This is a genomic window from Pseudoalteromonas sp. QJM3NY_22 (assembly GCF_056173065.1).
On the sequence record NZ_JBWBTZ010000002.1, the window covers coordinates 383,984 to 403,060 of the forward strand.

Annotated in this window: 11 protein-coding genes; 1 reads left to right on the forward strand and 10 read right to left on the reverse strand. The window is 38.6% G+C overall.

Annotated features, from left to right (window positions below):
• Positions 1-253 precede the first annotated feature (253 nt).
• From AC0VZ4_RS22030 to AC0VZ4_RS22040, 3 genes are all read right to left on the reverse strand, one after another.
• Complete coding sequence (locus tag AC0VZ4_RS22030) at positions 254-628, reverse strand: hypothetical protein (protein ID WP_475442142.1); 375 nt, start codon at positions 626-628, stop codon at positions 254-256.
• Complete coding sequence (locus tag AC0VZ4_RS22035) at positions 628-7,998, reverse strand: RHS repeat-associated core domain-containing protein (protein WP_475442143.1); 7,371 nt, start codon at positions 7,996-7,998, stop codon at positions 628-630. Before AC0VZ4_RS22035 ends, AC0VZ4_RS22030 begins: the two co-directional genes overlap by 1 nt.
• Positions 7,999-8,592: 594 nt before the next feature.
• Entirely contained in the window at positions 8,593-9,351 is a 759-nt protein-coding gene (locus AC0VZ4_RS22040) for a hypothetical protein (protein ID WP_475442144.1), read from the reverse strand.
• A 300-nt stretch (positions 9,352-9,651) separates the two neighbouring features.
• Between AC0VZ4_RS22040 and cysB the strand changes: the two genes are divergently transcribed.
• Positions 9,652-10,629 carry an HTH-type transcriptional regulator CysB gene (cysB, locus tag AC0VZ4_RS22045; RefSeq protein WP_007375573.1) on the forward strand — a complete coding sequence of 326 codons (978 nt, stop codon included), beginning with the start codon at positions 9,652-9,654 and terminating at the stop codon, positions 10,627-10,629.
• Between the two features lie 185 nt (positions 10,630-10,814).
• Here the strand turns inward: cysB and AC0VZ4_RS22050 are convergent, their stop codons facing one another.
• The 7 genes from AC0VZ4_RS22050 to AC0VZ4_RS22080 form a co-directional block, all read right to left on the reverse strand.
• The gene (locus AC0VZ4_RS22050) at positions 10,815-11,093 is read right to left on the reverse strand and encodes a peptidylprolyl isomerase (protein ID WP_008171402.1); all 279 of its coding nucleotides are present in this window, start codon (positions 11,091-11,093) and stop codon (positions 10,815-10,817) included.
• 237 nt (positions 11,094-11,330) lie between these two features.
• Entirely contained in the window at positions 11,331-13,043 is a 1,713-nt protein-coding gene (locus AC0VZ4_RS22055; protein WP_475442145.1) for an FAD-binding oxidoreductase, read from the reverse strand.
• Complete coding sequence (locus AC0VZ4_RS22060; RefSeq protein WP_096794471.1) at positions 13,040-14,797, reverse strand: thiamine pyrophosphate-binding protein; 1,758 nt, start codon at positions 14,795-14,797, stop codon at positions 13,040-13,042. Before AC0VZ4_RS22060 ends, AC0VZ4_RS22055 begins: the two co-directional genes overlap by 4 nt.
• Positions 14,784-16,577, reverse strand: a complete 1,794-nt coding sequence (locus AC0VZ4_RS22065) for a flavin monoamine oxidase family protein (RefSeq protein ID WP_475442146.1) — start codon at positions 16,575-16,577, stop codon at positions 14,784-14,786. The genes AC0VZ4_RS22060 and AC0VZ4_RS22065 overlap by 14 nt, the downstream gene beginning before the upstream one ends.
• 241 nt (positions 16,578-16,818) lie before the next feature.
• Complete coding sequence (locus tag AC0VZ4_RS22070; protein ID WP_475442147.1) at positions 16,819-17,241, reverse strand: thiol-disulfide oxidoreductase DCC family protein; 423 nt, start codon at positions 17,239-17,241, stop codon at positions 16,819-16,821.
• Positions 17,242-17,268: 27 nt separating this feature from the next.
• Positions 17,269-17,796, reverse strand: coding sequence for a response regulator transcription factor (locus AC0VZ4_RS22075; protein WP_475442148.1), 528 nt, complete (start codon positions 17,794-17,796; stop codon positions 17,269-17,271).
• Positions 17,793-19,034 carry an ATP-binding protein gene (locus AC0VZ4_RS22080; protein ID WP_475442149.1) on the reverse strand — a complete coding sequence of 414 codons (1,242 nt, stop codon included), beginning with the start codon at positions 19,032-19,034 and terminating at the stop codon, positions 17,793-17,795. Before AC0VZ4_RS22080 ends, AC0VZ4_RS22075 begins: the two co-directional genes overlap by 4 nt.
• Positions 19,035-19,077 lie beyond the last annotated feature (43 nt).

Here is a 19,077-nt window from a genome sequence, read left to right on the forward strand (position 1 = left end):
ATTTTTAACCCAATCAAAAATAATTGATGACTTAAAGCTTAGTCCTACTAAGTAAAAAAGCAAAAAGAAAGACCTGACCCCGTTTTGTTCTGGTGACCCCTTAGTTCTCTTTTTGTTCTGGTCAAAAAATAATTGATGACTTAAAGCTTAGTCCTACTAAGTAAAAAGGCAAAAAGAAAGACCTGACCCCCTTTAATTTACTAACAATACACAACGCTTGAGGTTCAATTTCATCTAAACAAATCCGAATTAATTAAAGCCTTTGCTCCCTTAGACTTCGTTCTATTAAGATGTAATGATTTAAGAGTAAGATTATAGCTCCACCTATAACAACAAAAATAATGTATGGCTCTGTATTAAATACCTTCCTCAGCATAATAGTGAATGGCACACAAGCACCTAAGAAGAAATAGACAATCTTGCCATATATGGTTTTCATGTAGCTAAGCTTTTCTATATTTATTCCTAGTGTAAAACCAATCAAAAAACCTATATAGCTGGCTCCACAACTCCAAACTGCTTCTACCTCTAATATTTGGGAACAGAACCCAAATATTAGAAGCGAAGGAGCCATAACTAATAGAACGATCAAACGTTGATGTGATAATACCCGATCTACTGAAGTCATTATTGATCCCAAGGGAACATATTTATTGTTTCTGATACAGTCAAATTTAACGCTTTTGTAATTGGATGATGGTTACTCATTTTATCTATAATAGCGTTGCGCGTACTAACTCCTATACCAACCGCTGACTTTGTTGATAAACTCCCATTGTATAATTCGTAACCTGCCGTACCTATCAACTCTATATCAGAAGCAGTAGCAAATGCCCCAAGGCCAAAAGCCAGAGTTCCATATTTCGCAGTCTTATACATATAATATGCAGTTGTTTGCTGACTAGACAAATATTGGCTTTTCATATGCCCCATCAAAATATCTTGTTTTGTAAATTGTGTTGCAAAGGAAACATTTAGTACATCTAGTCTTGCCTTGATTAGTGAACCTGAGTGAATATCACTATCACCTTCTAATGAATCCAAATGATCCATAACAAATTTTTGATCATCCTTATTTTCAATTTGTGAGGTATCAACTTTTACCGTTTGCTTCGAGTTTACGGTTGTTTTCCCTGAAAAGCTCTCTCCAGAAATTGAACTAGCCATAGCTTGTGCAAACGCAGCGGTCATAGCACCATTTCCGAATTTTCCACCTGTTATTCTAGACAAAGTACCTCCAACAACGGCCTTAGCTAAAACTTTAACAGTAGCATTTCCAATACTCCTTATTTGTCCTCCAGCAAGACTACTAAATCCAGCGGTAATAAATCCATGTCCAAATTTTCCGCCCATTGCTTTACTAGCAATTCCTCCAACAATTCCATTTGCTACGAATCCTTGTAATGAGTTGGCAGGACCTGCCATACCTGCTGTAAACGCTCCAACTAACGCTCCTTTTAAACTGCCTGTGGAAATATACCCAGATAATGCGCCAAGCACTATAACATTCACACCCGGTATGAACATAACTGCTATAGACGCAATTTGTCGCCAATACTTCTTAATGCCTTTAAATAACTTCTTAAAGAAATACCCACTTGGATCGGTATAACTCATCGGATTATTCAATACATAGCTATACCGATTAAATGACTGTGAATTACTCGGAGCCTGAATATGCGGATCAGCCTGCAAAAACCTGCCCAATGTAGCATCATAAATACGGCCACCCATATGAATAATACCTAAATCACTCAGCTCTTTATGCCCAGTATACCCTTTACTTTCAGCAGGGCTTTGTTGCGATAGTAGCGTTTGTAAACTGCTTGAAGTGCTAAAACGGTTTTGTTTGCCCCATGCATCGTAATTTATATGCTGCACTACCGCGCCACTGGCATTGGTAATTGACGTGGTTGAACCTAAATGGTCTTTATGTAAGTAAAAAGTATCGTTATTACCGTTAGAGCGGTCTGTTACAACAACATTACCAACGTAATATTTATGCTCAGTTATACCATTACTGCCTTTAATACGTTCGTATAGCCCTTTTACATAAAGTGTATGAGTTGTACCATTGCTGCGTTTGTCTGTGCGGCTGTATAAATTACGATTATGGTCGTATGCCATGTCGGTATAAATACCGCCTTTAGTAATTCGTGTTGGTTTATCGTACGCGCTATAGGTAAAGGTACGCGAGCCATCTGAAAGTACATTGCCTCGGTTATCGTAGCTGTTGGAATTGCTAAAGTCGTATATCACTGTTCCTGTGCCATTAGCGCCGCTTGTTACTTTTAATACACGGTTTTTAATGCTGCTGTGATATGTGTAATGCCCTGCACCTTGTTTATATTCAAAATTACCCAATGCATCGTAATCATAATTTTTATATATACCGCCACTACTTTCGTTACACGTAGTGGTACTTGCTTGGGTACGACTCCAATCAAGTCTATTTAAGCTATCGTATCCGAAGCTTTCGCAGTAATCATGCGCTGAGCCACCTAAAGCAAAGTTATGTTTACGCTCTGTTAGGTTACCAACTTCATCAAACTTAAAACTTTGGTTGTGTAGCATGCTACTGCCTTTGGTAAGCGACATGCTATCAATATAACCACTGGTTGCTTTATAGCCTTTAGTTTGCTTTACACCATTGGCATAACGCACGTCAGTTATATTACCGTGTGCATCCATTGCTTTTACTTCTTGGTATACTTTTCCAAAATCGCGATGGTTGGGGGTTACATTAGTCAGCTTTGTTGCCATGCCATAGTCGTTATAACCATGTTCAACAGTAAAGCCATTTGCTGGGTATTGCGTGTATTTAACGCGATTATATTCGTCGTACATTAATTGGCTGTAAAAAATTTCACCGTCAATAAAGGTTTCTATTTCAGCTAATTTATTATTATCACCGTAGGTGTATGTTTCTTGGTAATTAGGTTGCGTTGGCCAATTACTGCTACACGTGTTGGTGTTTTGATTCGCACCTTTTTTATAGGCAACGCGACTTAATGCGCCTTTTAATTGCGAGTCATATTCCCAACAGGTTAAACCGTCTACGTCAAGTCTCGCAATTTTTCGGCCTAATTCATCATAGCGCATAGCAAGCGTTTGGTTACTGCTGTTAGTTTGCGTAATTAGCTCGCCAAAGCCGTTATATGTATAGCGCCATGTACCTTTATCAAGGTCGGTCATACTTGTTTTGCGACCATATTTATCTACTACTAGCGTTACTTGTGTATGGCTAAACGTATTACCTTTGTATACTTTAGTTGTAAGTAAATCGTTGTTAGCACTATAGGTATAGGCTAATTTAGTGAGCGTTTCGCCCTCTGCGCTTAAGCTTTGCACTAATACTTTTTGGCCTACAAAGTTAGTTGTTACTTTTTGTTTGTTGCCTTTTTCGTCGGTAGTTGTGGTTGTTAGTCCATCGTATTCACGGGTAACGGTGTCACCCGTTGGCTTTAACTCGTTATCAACTCGGCCTAGTTTATCGTAGCTAAACGTCGTTTTATAACTTGATGCACTGCCACTGCCGGGCTCCGAGACCCATTTAGCTCGGCCTTGTTCATCGTAATCTTTTTCTACAACCTGCCAGCTACCGCTCAGTAAACGTTTTTTAGTTACAAGCTCACGCCCCCATGCATCAAGGTATGTATGGGTTTCTGGCATGCCAGATGCCGCACTAATTATTCGTTGAAATGCCCCTGCAACACCACAAGATACACTACTACATAAACGTGTGTATGTTGCTGACTGTAATGTAGGTGATTGATTACCCGTGCTTGATAGTGTTTTAGTTGGCGTACCAAAATAATTATACTCTTTTGTAACTTTTCCGCCGTTCTCGCCCTCAACCTGAGTGGCTAATATTATACCTTTAGGTAAGTGGGTGAAACTTGTGCCTGAAGTAGTCGTTTTATATCTACTTGTTGTTGTAAACCCTTTTGAATTAGTCGAGCTAACCACAAAACGGCCTCGACTATCGTATTGCATTGATGTTGAGCGAGAACTAGACACATTCCCCGTTGAATTATTTGTAACAAACGTACTACTGTTTTTATTACCCCATTGGTCATAGCCATGCGTTGTTGTTCCAAAGGCCGTAGTTTCTGTTTTTAATAGTTTATCGCTATTATAGGTAAAACTCGCATTGTTAACTATGCTTCCAGCAGTACCGTTAACCGGAGCCGTAACCCCACCTATTTTGAGTGTTTTACTTACTCGAGAGGTTGCCAATCGGCCCATTTTTTTATCAACACTCGAACTGCCGTATGTGTTTTCTGTAATAACAGACAATACATTTGATGTTGATACTGCGCCAGACGCTTTGTTGTCTGTTGTGTTTGTTATTGTTTCTGCGTTACCGTAAAAATCATATTCGTTTTCGGTAATACTTCTTGTGGCTACGCTACTGGCAGTTAGCTCTTTGTTTAGTGCATAGCTAACTTCAGTCGATTTTTCAATGTAAGCTTGGATACCGCCATTTACTGTTGCTTTATTACCTACACTATTGATTGCTTCACTTACTATTGCTGCGCCAGAGCCAGCCCCTAATGTTTGAACTGTTGACTTAGGAATACCCGTATAAGGCGCAAGTTGATTATACACTGTAGTTGTGGCCATACAGGTGTCATAGTTGGTATATGAGTATGCTCGTTTACCCCAAAACGGAGTTTCACCATCATCATCGTAGCCTATAATTTCATTTTTATATGCAGTTTCGGTTGTACACGTTTGCAAATCTAAAGTACGAAGCAATTCAAACCCAAGGTTACCATAGCCTTTTTTATGCATTAACAAGCCACCGTATTGATACAGTACCGATTGATTTGTTCCATAGTTACTTAAAGAGTTGACTCGCGACACCATAAACATGCCTGTTTTAGGTGATATGTAGTCTGGATCTAATGACCCATCTGCTTTTATTCCATTTGATGAGTGTTCTTGAATGTAAGTCGCGACATTACCATTTACAAAGTTATCATACGTTTTTGTAATACTTGAATAAGTAATGTTATTTGTTATGCCATGACCGTTATCGACATTCGATATTACATTCATTAACTTACCAGCGTCTTTATTAAGGTATACTTTCCATTCAGAATTAGTTCCTTGCAACCAATCTAATTTACCATCACCGTCTATATCGGCAAACTGAGTCATTTTCTTTTTATCAAATGACCAGCTCCCCCTAGCTTGAAAATAAACTTTATCTGGGTAGCCACTCATTGGCATTGCAAAATAAGTTGTACGAAATGTTTTCGTTGCATTAGAAATTAGTAAATCTGTTCTGCCATCACCGGATACGTCCATGAAATAGCTGTAATCTTCTTGGTCGTCGTTAAAAACCAATGTATTACCGCCTGTATCAGAAGCTATTTTAACAGTGTCATACGCTAGAAGATTGGTTCCATCACTTAACCGATACCTTAATTCATCACCTGTTTTCCATAAAACATCTGTTAAACCATCACCATTAAGATCAACTGCTTTTGGGGAATAGAAGGCATTCCCAGAAAATGATTGAATAGGAGCTGACCAATCGTTTCCTGAGTATAAATACCACGCTATATCATAATGATTTGAGCATGTTTGACCATTTACTGTATTTGTTTGGAAAGAAGATTCTTGTTGTTTATCTACAATATTTCTTGGTATTTGCCCGCCATCTGTACAAGTTCTTGTTCTAGTCTTTCTACCAACTAATAAATCGGTTATACCATCTCCGTTAAAGTCTAATACTGTTGCATTTTTTGCTCCACCCGTTTTATTGTATCTGCTATCTCCATTATAAATTGTGTGCGTAATTATAGGTGGCCTGTCAAAGTCTATAGGGGGACCTGTTTTTGATGGCGTAGGAATAATTGTTAAATTTTGAATTCCTGAAAAATTTCCTCCACCTTGATTTTTGTAATATTTCAACTGAACACCGTTAGAAACTACAATATCTTGTAAACTATCGCCGTCAATATCTAAAATTTGTGTAAACCCTTTTAATCCAGATGCTAAAATGCCAGTATCATTTACATTTAAGCTAATATTAATAGGCCAGCAGTCATTTGGATTATTTCGCATATAACTATCGCATTGCGTTAATTGTGAAAACGATTTTTTATAAGAAATAACTTTCCAGTTTGATGTGTTATTTTTAGCAACTATAACATCTAATACTCCGTCACCATCGAAGTCTATTATTCGAGCATATTCTGCATTCGAAGTTAAATCACTTGTTCCTGAAAGAGTTTCAGGGTTAGACAATTGCGGACCATATTTTACTTTCCACGAACCATCTGGATACACAATATCTGAGTATCCGTCACCGTTAAAATCAAAAATAAGCGCTTCGTTATTATTTTTAGTTGATATAGTCCTCGAAGACGTTGGTGAGAATGGTTTAAATGGGTCGGTAACAGGCACATCATAACAATCGATGCGTAGTGCTCTTGTATCTTCTTTTCTACATATTTCTTTTGTTGCCGTTGTTACTGGTGTTGGCTTTTGCCAATTGAAAACTATTGGCGCATTACATAAGCCGTCTCCAGTACACTCACTGATTGACTCTAAATAATTTTTTTCGTCTTGGAAAGGTGACTCATAATACGAAGATGTATAAGTTCTAAATACTTTTCCATCAACTTTCACTTGGATTCTTTTTAGTAGTTTCTGTTGCAGAATAGGTGAGCCAGCAGACCAGCCCGACTTAACTTTTTTACTTTGATCATAAACAAAAACAATCGATGCGAATGGGGCTGTATTCTGTGAAGTATTTCCGGTGTAATCAATGCTTTTTAATAAACTTTCACCAAAGTGTGTCGAGTACTTATTATAAAAATCGCTGTAGTTATATACAAAATAATTACTTTTAACATCTTGCACTGCTTTGATAAGCCACATATTAGCTAGATCAGTACTGTTTTTACTATGTATATAGGCATCGTTTTTACCTTGAGTTTCTGAGCTATTAACTGTTTTAAATACTCTGGCAAGGCTCTTACCCAACAATGATTTTTTGCTTGAGTCTATTGCACTAACATCCCCAAAATAATGAACTTCTCCCGCTTTATTTTCAACTGTAAATGCTCTTAATGAAATACCAGAATAATATGGTTTTACAGTAACAAAACTATCTATAGCAGTGTGATAAATAGCAGTGGTAGACCAGTAATCATTATCGGATATACCAATATCGGAATTATTTTTAGTATTTGCAGTTCTATTTTTTAATAGCCTTTGTCCGTTATAACAAAGCCTATCAGTTTTGGATAAATTTACCCCCCCTTGTTTACCGTCGTAAACGGGCGTTTTACCACAACGAGTAATTGCAGAAGATGCACTTAAAGACCAACCCTGCCCTAATATGCCATCACCAGCTTGTGAACTATAATTTAGTGATACCTGCGGAGCAACACCTGCAGTACCGTTTGGTATTGCAATTGGAACGTTATAAGTTGCGGCCCCACTTTCAGATACCCTAAACTGCGCGGCTATGGTACCAACATGTTCTGTTGCACTATCAGACACACTGATTGCTCTTGTTCCTGCTACGCTTTTATATTCAAACTGATTTGTCGCGCCAGGTATTGAACAAGCTAGACTTCCAGACTCAAACGCATTTATGTCACAGCCACTACCGGTCATACAGGCTGAAACTTGATACGTATATTTGCCTGTGTTTATGCCTGGATCGGCTAATATGCTATTTCCATCATTTTTGACTTGCTCGGCAGTTTTACATTGCAGTGGCCCTAAAGCACCACTGTTAACATCTTTAGTACGGAAGTAATAAGCTGTTGTTGCGCCTATGTCACCTATAGATATACGAGTGCTGTCGCCAGTGGTATATACACCAACACCATTGACTGTAACTTTTGGTATGGGGATAAATGTAGTAATTCCATCATTTGCAATGGGTACCCAGCTTGATGAGGCAAAAGAATATGATGTAAAAAAAGTAAGTACTAGAAACAATTTGAACATTGAAGGTAATTTATACATTCGGCAATAATCCGTATTATTTTTATTAATTCCAATTAGTGATTCGCTGTTACCTAGTGTAGTAATAAAAATCAATCTAATAATTTGTTGCTATTACACTAAATAAGGCTTCATAAAAGATGTCTATGAGTTGAAGCAAATCTAGAGGGATTTAAAATTTAAGCATTAATATTATAATTAACAAAGAAAAAAAGGAACATTTAATTTACAAATATATTTTTCTTAATTAAATTTTATACCCATTTACTTAACAGGGTGGTTTATTTTGAGGTAGAAAACCGTGTCGATTACAGAGCAGCAAGTTCGTTATTTAGTTGTTCTTGGCAATTACGCCAGCATTACTCTTCATCTATTGGGTCGTAAATAAGAAACTTTTAAAGCAGTTAACATAAATTTCAAATTGATTAAGTATTATTACGAGTTTGTCTTACACAGATAAAGCTTAAATGCAATTATTCACGGACTAGCATCAATTTTGAATAAAATGAATATAGCTGAGGGGTAGGCTGAAATAAAAATATAAAAAGCCAGAAAGTTTCTGGCTTTCAAATAACAATTTAAGATGAAAGGATGCTTATCGCTGATAACACATATTTACCATTTCTTTTTAGGAGCAAATAATATATCCAAGTCGTCCTGCTCTTGTTCGTTTTTCTTTTTAAGCGCATTAGCATTTGATGCCCGAAGCTCTACACTAATTGCTTCTAGATAACCTTCCACTTCTTGACGTTTAGCTGAAACATATTCGTCAGAATAAGTAACCCCGTTAAGAGTAACTTGGGCTTTTTCAAAATATTGTCTAGCAGAACCCACCATGTTTGCCGAACGTGCTGATAAACCACGTTTTATTTGGCTTTCTATATTGATACGAAGTTGAAGCTTTTCTAATCGTTTATCTTCAACCGTAAACACTTGGCTATCAACTCGCCCTTTATTGTGTTCTGAGCGTAACACTATGCGTAATTTTTTTATACCTTGGATAAGACTTACAAGCTGTTTGTCGTTACTCGGTAAAGACAGCGAGTCATTATTATTGCCTTGAACAGGTTGCGTAAGATGCTCTTTTGCTTCGCTTAACCTGTTTTTAAGCGTCTTTGAACCAGTGGAATTTGCCACCATAGTTTTCAGCGCTTCATAAACACGGCGTTGTAGTACGCGAATAATAGATTCGGACAAAGGTATGTTGGCACTATTCGCAAGTGCTTCTTCAGTCTCTTCTATTATCGCCTTTTGCTTTGTAAGCTCTTTGCGACGTTCGCCTTCTTGTTTCTCTTTGTGTTGCTGTACAGCACTTACCCAAAGCGCAATCACAATAAGTGCGACTATGAGCACAATAATAATTGAAACGATCATAGTGTAATTCTCGGATTCATATCTAATTTTTTAATCTTACATTAAATATATACTAACAGGGTAGCTTTGCGCTGCTTAACTTATAAATATGCTAAAAAAGCATTACAAGGAGGGCCTATTATAAGATTATCTCGGATAATCATTGCTATCTGAAGCATATTTATTGTGCTAGCCTTAGATCCCAAACAGATAAATGTGTATGCCTAAAACTCAAGGTGAATTTTAAAATTAAAAAACGCTTGGGTTTAACACGTATTACCTTTATAAATTATATGAATAACAACGTTAAAATATGCAGCTATGAAATTACAACAACTCAGATATATCGTAGAAGTACAAAATCATAAATTAAATGTTTCAGCAACTGCTGAAAGTTTATTTACCTCTCAACCTGGTATTTCTAAACAAGTACGTATGTTAGAAGATGAGTTGGGTGTACAAATTTTTGGCCGCAGTGGTAAACATTTAACCCATGTGACGGGCGCTGGCGAAGAAATAATTAATATTTCCCGAGAAATACTTTCCAAAGTAGAAGGCATAAAAGCGGTTGCAAATGAGCATACATTACCAGATCAAGGTAAGCTTAATATTGCAACAACTCACACGCAAGCCCGCTACGCTCTCCCAAGTGTTATTCAAGGATTTATGAAGAAATATCCTGCGGTTTCACTCCATATGCACCAAGGTACACCACAACAAATATCAGACGCAGCTGCTCGTGGCGACGCAGATTTTGCAATTGCGACTGAGGCACTTCATCTTTATTCAGATTTGGTTATGTTGCCATGCTATCACTGGAATCGCAGTATTGTTGTTGCAAAAGACCATCCTCTTGCGAAAAAAGTAAATAATTTAACTGTTGCCGACATAGCGCAATATCCGCTCATTACTTACGTATTTGGCTTTACGGGTCGCTCAGAACTAGATAAAGCATTTAGTGCACATGGTCTTGAACCCCATATTGTATTTACAGCAACCGATGCTGATGTAATTAAAACCTATGTTCGTCTAGGGTTAGGGGTCGGTGTAGTCGCTTCAATGGCAATAGATCAAATAAGTGATACCGATTTAGTCTGTATTGATGCGAGCCATTTATTTGAGGCAAGTACCACTAAAATTGGATTTAGAAAAGGCAGTTTTTTACGCACTTATATGTATGACTTCATTGAGCGTTTTGCACCACACCTAACAAAAGAACGTGTTGAACGAGCAAGTTTATTGCGTAACCAAGATGATGTAGATAAATTATTTGCAGATATCGAATTACCAGTTAAGTAATCAATAATTTAATTACTTAAAAACCGCGCAGATATAAAATGCGGTTTTTTTTAATACTTTATAATAGTAAACAACCCAAAATTTTAGGTTAGCGCGTGTTTATCTTCAAAGGTTAAATTTACAGCGATGTGGTCATTTCCCATATACAAGCAATCACAACACGCAAATACCAAAAAATCATTTTATTACGTGCGATAAAGTACTTTAATTACATGCCAGCCAAATTTTGTTTTAACTAGATGAGGCTCTAAAATTGCGCCTTTAAACGCAATTTTATCAAACTGTGGAACCATTTGGCCGCGTCCAAATTCGCCTAAATCCCCGCCTTTTTTACCCGATGGGCATGACGAATACTTTTTAGCTAAGGTTTGAAACTTTGCACCTTTGCCCAACTGCTTAATAATATCTTCTGCAATCTCTTTGTGCTTAACCAAAATGTGAAGTGCGTGTGCTGTATTTGCCATGAAAAAAGCCTTTTATACCGTTAGCTAAAATTAAACGCGGCGATTTTAACACAACCCCATACACCTAGCATCTACTTATACCATAGCTATAGTTACCACACGCCTTGCAAAGATTTATAGATTTTAACTAGAATCTTATATCCGATTAAAAATGCCATTTTTACTTTTTAATAAAATAAAAATGACATTTTAGCTAACTTAGATTTTTATGGCTTAAAAAAGCTTAATACGATCAAATTAAATAATCGTTTTACGTGACCTCAGGTGGTTAGCAGGATCATGCGAATACCTTTCTTTTACCTTCATAAGATCCTCATAACTGCCAAGGAAATAGTCTTTTGTAGGAATTGCACTGTCTTTAAAGCTAATAAATGCGCCTTCAGTCCCTTCAATTTGGGTCTCTCGGCTTACCTCAATCCAATCCATTGCTCTATTAATGTAATTGTAGACTTCATTATTTTGACCTTGTTCTTTTAACTCAACAGACTCATTCCACCATGTTTGGTACTGAATAGTGTACTGCGATTTTGAATAAGGAAATGAAACGCGGGCGTTTGCTTCTTTTTCGCTTATTTCATTATAAAAAGGACCTGCAATTGCACCAAGTGTAACGTAGCTGAATAAACCTAAATCACTACTCTTAGCATTAATCAGATCTGACGTTAAACTTTGAATTAACTGCTCTTTTCCGTTTTTTGTTAAACCGCTACCTTTTACAACCTTAGAGGTTAATTTATGGGGTGCTGGTGCATCAAAATCAGGCGTAAATGGCGTGCCATCGGCATTAGCTAAACTACCTAAACGCTTTTGCTTTTTTAATACATCGAAAAGGGAGTTTCGTGACCAATTTCCCATTAATGCACTATTATAGTTCGCTTTAGTATCTGTACCTTGATGTATTGGCGTACTATTTGGAAAGTGGTTTGAGACAAATTGTTCTAACGCTTGCCAACTTCCCTGCCAATAGCCGTACATGGTACTTGGGTGGCACAAAGGCTTGTTTTGACTGTTAGCCGCAATAGCATTAATTTTTAAATTAGTGCCTACCAGCTTGTCGGTACTTGCATTATTTATAACGTCTTCCCATTGCGATAAAAGCTCAAGCGTAGACAAAGCATGTTCGTCATTAGTATTCCAGTTTATTACAAAGCGATGGATCTCGTCTGGGATCTCAAATGCTTTTACTTTAAAGTGGGTAACAATACCGTAGCTTAATGCCCCGCCACCACGTAGTGCCCATAATAGTTTTTTATGGGATGGGTCGTTTGCATCAACAATATCGTCCTCAGCATTTACTTCGATAACTTCACCGTTGCCTAATACAACCGTAGCCCCCACCAGCGATTCACAACACATTCCTTTACTGCGAGTCCATGGCCCCCAGCCTCCGCCTTGAATGAAACCCGCCAAACCGACTGTTGCGCATGTACCATGCGGTATTGTCAATGGCGGGTTATTGTCAGCAAGCTTTGGTACCACCTGAAAAAAGCGATAACCGGAGCCTATATTTGCAATATAGTCACCGTTCACTTTCTTAACGTTAAACTCTTTTAATCGGCTCAAATCTAATAAAATCACATCGGTGCCCGTACACTCCCCTTCGTGATCGTGCCCACCAGAACGAACGCGGATCGGTAAGTTTAAGCTAATTGCTTGCTTGTAAGCCTGTGCTACATTTTCTGTTGATTCACACATTACAATAACTGCAGGATTGAATCGCAAACGAGTATTAAATATAAGGGTTTGCGCTTGATACCCTGTTAAACCTGGAGTTTCAGACACCGAGGGTGATGCTTGAGTTAGCAGCTGATCATCCTTAAAACCCGAAGATTTAAGTGCTTGAACAAATTTAAGCGTATTGTTCCAATAGTTTAACATCAGGCTCTGTGCGCTTTTAAGTTGCTCGTGCGGCAGCTGCGAAACTTCATGAACTGTATTTGGGTTATTCATCGTATATTCCCTTTATTATCCTTGTGACATATACACTCGTCACGTTTTTGACCTGTTACTGATTCTGCAAGCGTTTGGATTGCTGGCGCTAAATCATCACGTGCAATATCAACTTTAATGAGGTAAGGCGTTGACGTATCTTCATATAAGATATTAAGTGCATTTTGCAGATCCGCCACCGAATTGACATTTAAATATTTAACACCGTAAGCTTGAGCTAATGCTTCGTAGTTCCAAGAAGGTAATTCATCAAAAGGAGCAAATTTCCCCTCAGGTCTAAATGCGCAAATATCTACAAATGATTGCTCAATGGCATACACCTCGTTACTCATTACAAATACAGCGGTATTACAGTGATTACGACTCAGTGTTGAGAGTGTCTGACACATCATCATAAAACCACCATCACCTGCAATAACTATACTGCGATTATCATTAGCAAGTGACACACCCAAAGAGCATCCGGTTTCATGGCCCAATGATCCCCACGCGGCATCACTAACAAAGTGGCTTTTTTCTATGCCAATCAATCTTGCAGCCATATAAAGTGATGAACTTTCACCTAAAATAAGGTTGTAACCTTTTAAGCTACGAGATCCGTTTAACTCTTGTTGATAAAGAGTAAAGAAGCTTTCGTAGCTTATTTGGCTGTGAAAATCAGCAAGCTCAGTGTTTAATGGTGTATTTAACTTAAAAGAGACTGAGTTCAAAGACGAAGTTGATCGCTCAAAATATGCCGTCAATTCGCTAATAAATACAGTTAAGCTGGTATGGATGAAGTGATCACTATTGCCAACAAGCGCACCATCCATATTAACTCTTATTAGATCAGAGCCTTGCTTAGTTAGCATAGTGAGGTAATCATCAGTAAAAATAGCGCCAAGCGCTAAAATTGCATCGCACTGCGACACATAATCGAACGTTTCAGGTAATGAGGCTTCACCTGCATAGGTGCCTACAAATAAATCGTGACCGACTCCACTTCGCTCGCTGATCACCGATTTAGCTAACGTGGTAGTGGTATATGCAATATTAAGCGAAGTTAAAAGCTTCTCTACTTTATCTTGTAAACCTAATCTCGCTATTTCTATGCCAAGCATAATTACTGGCTGTTGTGCAGTTTCTAGCTTGTGTGTAGCCGCGTGTAGTAATGCATTTTGCATATTTAAATCAACGGACGTATCGGTAATAACAAGCGGGTACGCTGGAGTCGAACATTCTGCTCCCCACACATTCTGCCAAGCTTCTAAGTAAATTGGCCTTTTTTCTTTTATTGCACACGCCAACGCTGCATCGATAATTTGAGGAGCCGTTTCAGAATCTGACAGTATTTCGCTTGCCACGGTGACACTTTCAAATATAGTTTGGTTTGATTTATAGTTACCCGTTGAATGATGAAATAATGCGCCGGTATCTGCGATAATTTTTCGATCATCAATTGATGGGCTGGCCGTTATCACCACCACAGGATTTCTTTCAACATAGGCCCCTGCAATTGCGTTTATAACACTTAATGTACCGACTCCATATTGTACAGACACTGCGCCAATCCCTTTGTAACGAGCATAACCTTCGGCCGCATAACCTGCACCTAACTCCGTTATGTCGCCAACCGCATCAATACCATCAAACTTATCAAGTGCGCTCATAAACTCCTGTACATAGTCACCCGGTACTTGGAATATTTTATCTAGGCCTTGCTCTTTTAAGCGCGTTAATAAATAGTCAGCAACTGTAAATTTATTGGTACTCATGGTTAATCCCTTCGTATGCAAATTTTGTTACTTCGTCTAGCGTTTTACTGCATGCATTAGGCTGTTTTTTTTCAATTTTATCGTTACAGGCTTTATTACAATCAACGGGTAAATAGTTATGTTGTTGCTTTAGCCAGCATGGTGTGGGTAAATCAAAAAATTCCTCGAGTGTTGACTCTGCTGTATTTAAAGCACCTTCAACCCAACCTTGCTCGTATGAGTACGCCTCACCAATAATATAAATCTTTTCTTTCTCAACAGGGTGGCGCATACGACACATAATTTCATCTAAACGGTAATTTGCTTTCCATTCATGCCATCCTCCGCCATATGGGGCGTCTCCCCAATCTTGGTAAATGGCAGAATACGGCATCGCCAATTCTTTTTGCTCATGAAGCGCTTCAATTTGTCTATGCGCGGCTTCCACCATACCTGTGGTTATTTGGCATTGGCTTTTAGGGACTATTTCTTTTGGGGTATAGCCTTCACATCCATAGCTGGGTGTGTAACCAGAATATAACTCACCCGATTCTAAGCCTTTCCAATAGGGGATAGAGCCTATGTCATTATATGACGCCATCAATAACGAGTTTGTATTTGGTAAACCGCCTGCTTGGTCGCACTCTGTTCCCATATAATATGTTTGCCTAATTGGTAAGTCGGTCACTGAACGACCTGCAACTAGGCCTAAGCTTCGCCACCAAGGCTGCTCGTAAGCCATAAACATTTTTAGCGCTTTTTGTATAAGTACTGAAGGGATATTTTCTTTTAACCACGGATCAGCAAAAAACTCCGACTCGATAAGCTCTAATGAACGTCGTGGCATTGCCAAAATTAGTTGTTTCGCTTTTACAATTTCCTGCTCAGTGACGGTTACGTCATCAATTGTTTTGCCGTATTGATCTGTACACGTTGATTGAAATATTAATTCATATCGATAATCAGGATCATTCAGGTAGTTAATTTTTACTAGCCGTTTATTCATTTGTACTTTTTCGTTTTCGGCTAAACAACTTTTTAACGCTTTAAACTGCGCGCACAGCGTTAATGGCAGTGCCTGAAATCCATCTGTGAGAGTGAGAAACTCAGTGTCATCACTGTATTCTGTTGCTGGCAGCTGAGTAACCGCACTTGCATTAGCAACATTAGCATCGTACCCGCCCGCCTCTTTCATGAATAAATAAGCTTCGTTACTTAGTACTCGCTCAAGTAAATTCCAAAAACCATACTTCCAGATCTCTTTGCCAAATACTTTAACTTTCATTTGCTCGCACAAGCTCATGTCAGCAAAACCAGGACAAATTAAGTTCATCACCTTAACTTGTAAATCCTCGGGTCCATAGCCGCGTTCAGATGCGTTTAACTTATAAGGTATTTTGTCAGGGCACTGCGCAAAATCTCGGTAACGAAAATACTGACCGCGCAAATAAAAGAGATTATTTTCACTGCCCGCTTTTATATCTTTCACAGCGGGATCTTTTGAATCAGGGTACATGGGTAAGGAAGAGCCCATTGGGAAGTTTTGCGTTTTCAGGTTCAAATCATTAACTAATGCATTAACCATAACGTGATCTGAAGGAATAAAGCGCATTCCCCCCAACTCGGCAACTACATTTGGTAACCCTGGTAACTTTTTACTATATAAACGCCCGCCTATGCGGTCACTGTATTCAAATAGCGCAATACGCTTTTCTTTGCCTTCATGCTGTTGTAGCCTCCACGCGCAGTAAACACCAGACACACCGCCACCAACAATTGCTATATCAAGTTCGTTTTTCATAGTCGTCTTTTCCTTAGCTAGATTAAGCTAAAGTTACCCATAAAGACTACAAAGTTCTATTACGCTTTATTACACTCTATGACAAATATCTGTCCAACCACATCTAGCAACGACGGTTCTTGTATTAGAAAATGAGATAAGCTGTGAAATAAACTAGACACTCGCTGTAATTTATCTGACAAAAGTTAAGATAAATATCAACGTTATTCTATTCTTAGCGGCAGCGCCAATAACAACCAAGTTACAAATAATGCGCAGCGTCGCTTGGTGCGGGAATTCTACAATACTGATATTTTCCAAACAAGGTATAGCGGTTTAAAGCAACCCTATCGTATAACCTGTTATTACACCTATTTGGCAAAATACTAAATACAGTTGCTAGCTTATATGGGTAACCTAGCTGCTTAACAACATTAAAAAAAGCATGGCTTTGCGTATACGCTTTGCCGTTTTCTAGGTAAACCATTGAAGCATATTCAATTGTTGAAAAACCAAAATGCGTTAACAACAGTTCCCCTTTTGGAGATTGCACGCTGCATAATTTAAAAATAGTATTTTTATCGTGAGCAATAATAAAATTACACCACGCGCTGCACAGCTTACATTGCGCATCAAATAAAATAATTTTTTGGTTTTGCATTAATATAGCTGCATCATCGCTCATAACACTTTCCTTAAATTAAGTACTAAATTACTGCTGCACCGGCTTTTTTTGTAACTTGCGCTGCAAAGTACGTCTATGCATATTAAGTTGCCTTGCGGTTACCGACACATTGCCATTATTACTGTGCAGTACTTGTTGAATATGCTCCCACTCTAAGCGCTCTGGCGACATAACCGCATCATCAATAACATTCGATGCCAATGCCACAGGCTCGGTGTTAAGCGCTTTTAATAATGTTGCCATATCAACCGGCTTAGTAAGGTAATCGTTTGCGCCTAACCGCATTGCCTCTACTGCGGTTGCAATACTTGCAAACCCTGTTAGTAAAACAATATGAGTTTGGGGGAGCAAACTACGCAGCGGCTTTATTAACGCCAAGCCATTGTCATCGCCTAGTTTCATGTCTAATAAAACAAAGTCGGGTAATAATTTACGCGCAGCAAGTAACGCATCACTTTGGTTATGCGCCACCTCACAGGTAAAGCTTTGTTTAGTTAAGCGCCTTGCCAGTGTGCTGGCTAAATTTATGTCATCTTCAATTATAAGTAACTTCATGAGGCTGTTTTCTCGGTGTTTACAATAGCGAGTTTAACTTTGGCGACAGCGCCGCCATCTGCATGGTTAAACAAGGTAAGTGAGCCATTTAAACGCTCAAAAGTAACATTTGATAAAAGCACAGCAAGCCCCATTCCTTGATCGCTTGGCATAAGTTGCCCGCCAAGTTCTGCTAATTGCGATGATGAAAAGCCACGGCCAAAATCGCGAATTAACAAGTAAACGCATTCACTATGTAAGTTATCTTGCTGCCAACTCAGCTCTAATTGAGTTTGGCCTTGTTTTTGATTAGCGAGCGCGGCGTTTTGCAATAAATTTAAAATAGCAGGCAATAACATCGCATCACTCAATAGCGTTGCCGCAATAGGTGGCGTAATCCATTTAATGTGCTGATCAGGGTATTGCAGTAAAAGCGTATCTGTAATTTGCGTTTGCAGTTGCTTTACGGTGGTATGCTCTTGCGAATTTTTAAGGCGTAATTGCTCTGAGAGTTTTCTAAAGTCGTTAAGTTGCGTACTACACTGAGTAAGCGGCGCTTGCATGTGCTTAACAATAGGGTTGTTTGGCTGGTCTTCTAATAACTCTTCAAACAATAGCTGTAAATTTGCAATTGGGGTCGCTAGTTGATGGGTGATTTGTGCAGCAGCCCCATCAAGGGTAACAAGCTGTTCATTACGCAATTGTTTTTCACGCACGTTTGCAATAATTCGCTCTCGCTCTTTAAGTGCTCTGCTCATTGCGCCAATAACAAGTGCAATTACGCTGGCACTTAAAACAAAATTAACCCACATGCCAATAAAATGACCACTCATATTCATTTGATGCATACTGTGATCGGGCATCTTTATAAGTAAAAAACTGTATGCGGCAATGGCTAATACCGCAACATAAGCTAATCCTTTTTCTCGCAGCGTAACAGCAGCTATCATTATCGGGAGCAATAACAGCGAAACAAATGCATTAGTTGCACCGCCGCTTAGCGATAGCAAAATCGTTAAAAATAATACGTCTGCAGTTAGCTGCATCAACATACCCAAAGGTTTAGCGCGGCTCACATTGCGATAAGCAAATAGGCTAATAAGCTGAAACACAGCCTCAACGGCAATAACAATAAGTAAAGGCAGTAATGCAATTTGATGTTCTAGTAAAAAATAAACGCTAAGTACCGCAATTAATTGCACGGCAATAGAGCCGCTTCGCAGCATTAATAATCGACTAATGGTGGGGTCGGTACGCATTAACAACAGGTTATTGCCCAATCAAATGTTTAATAAGGTTATT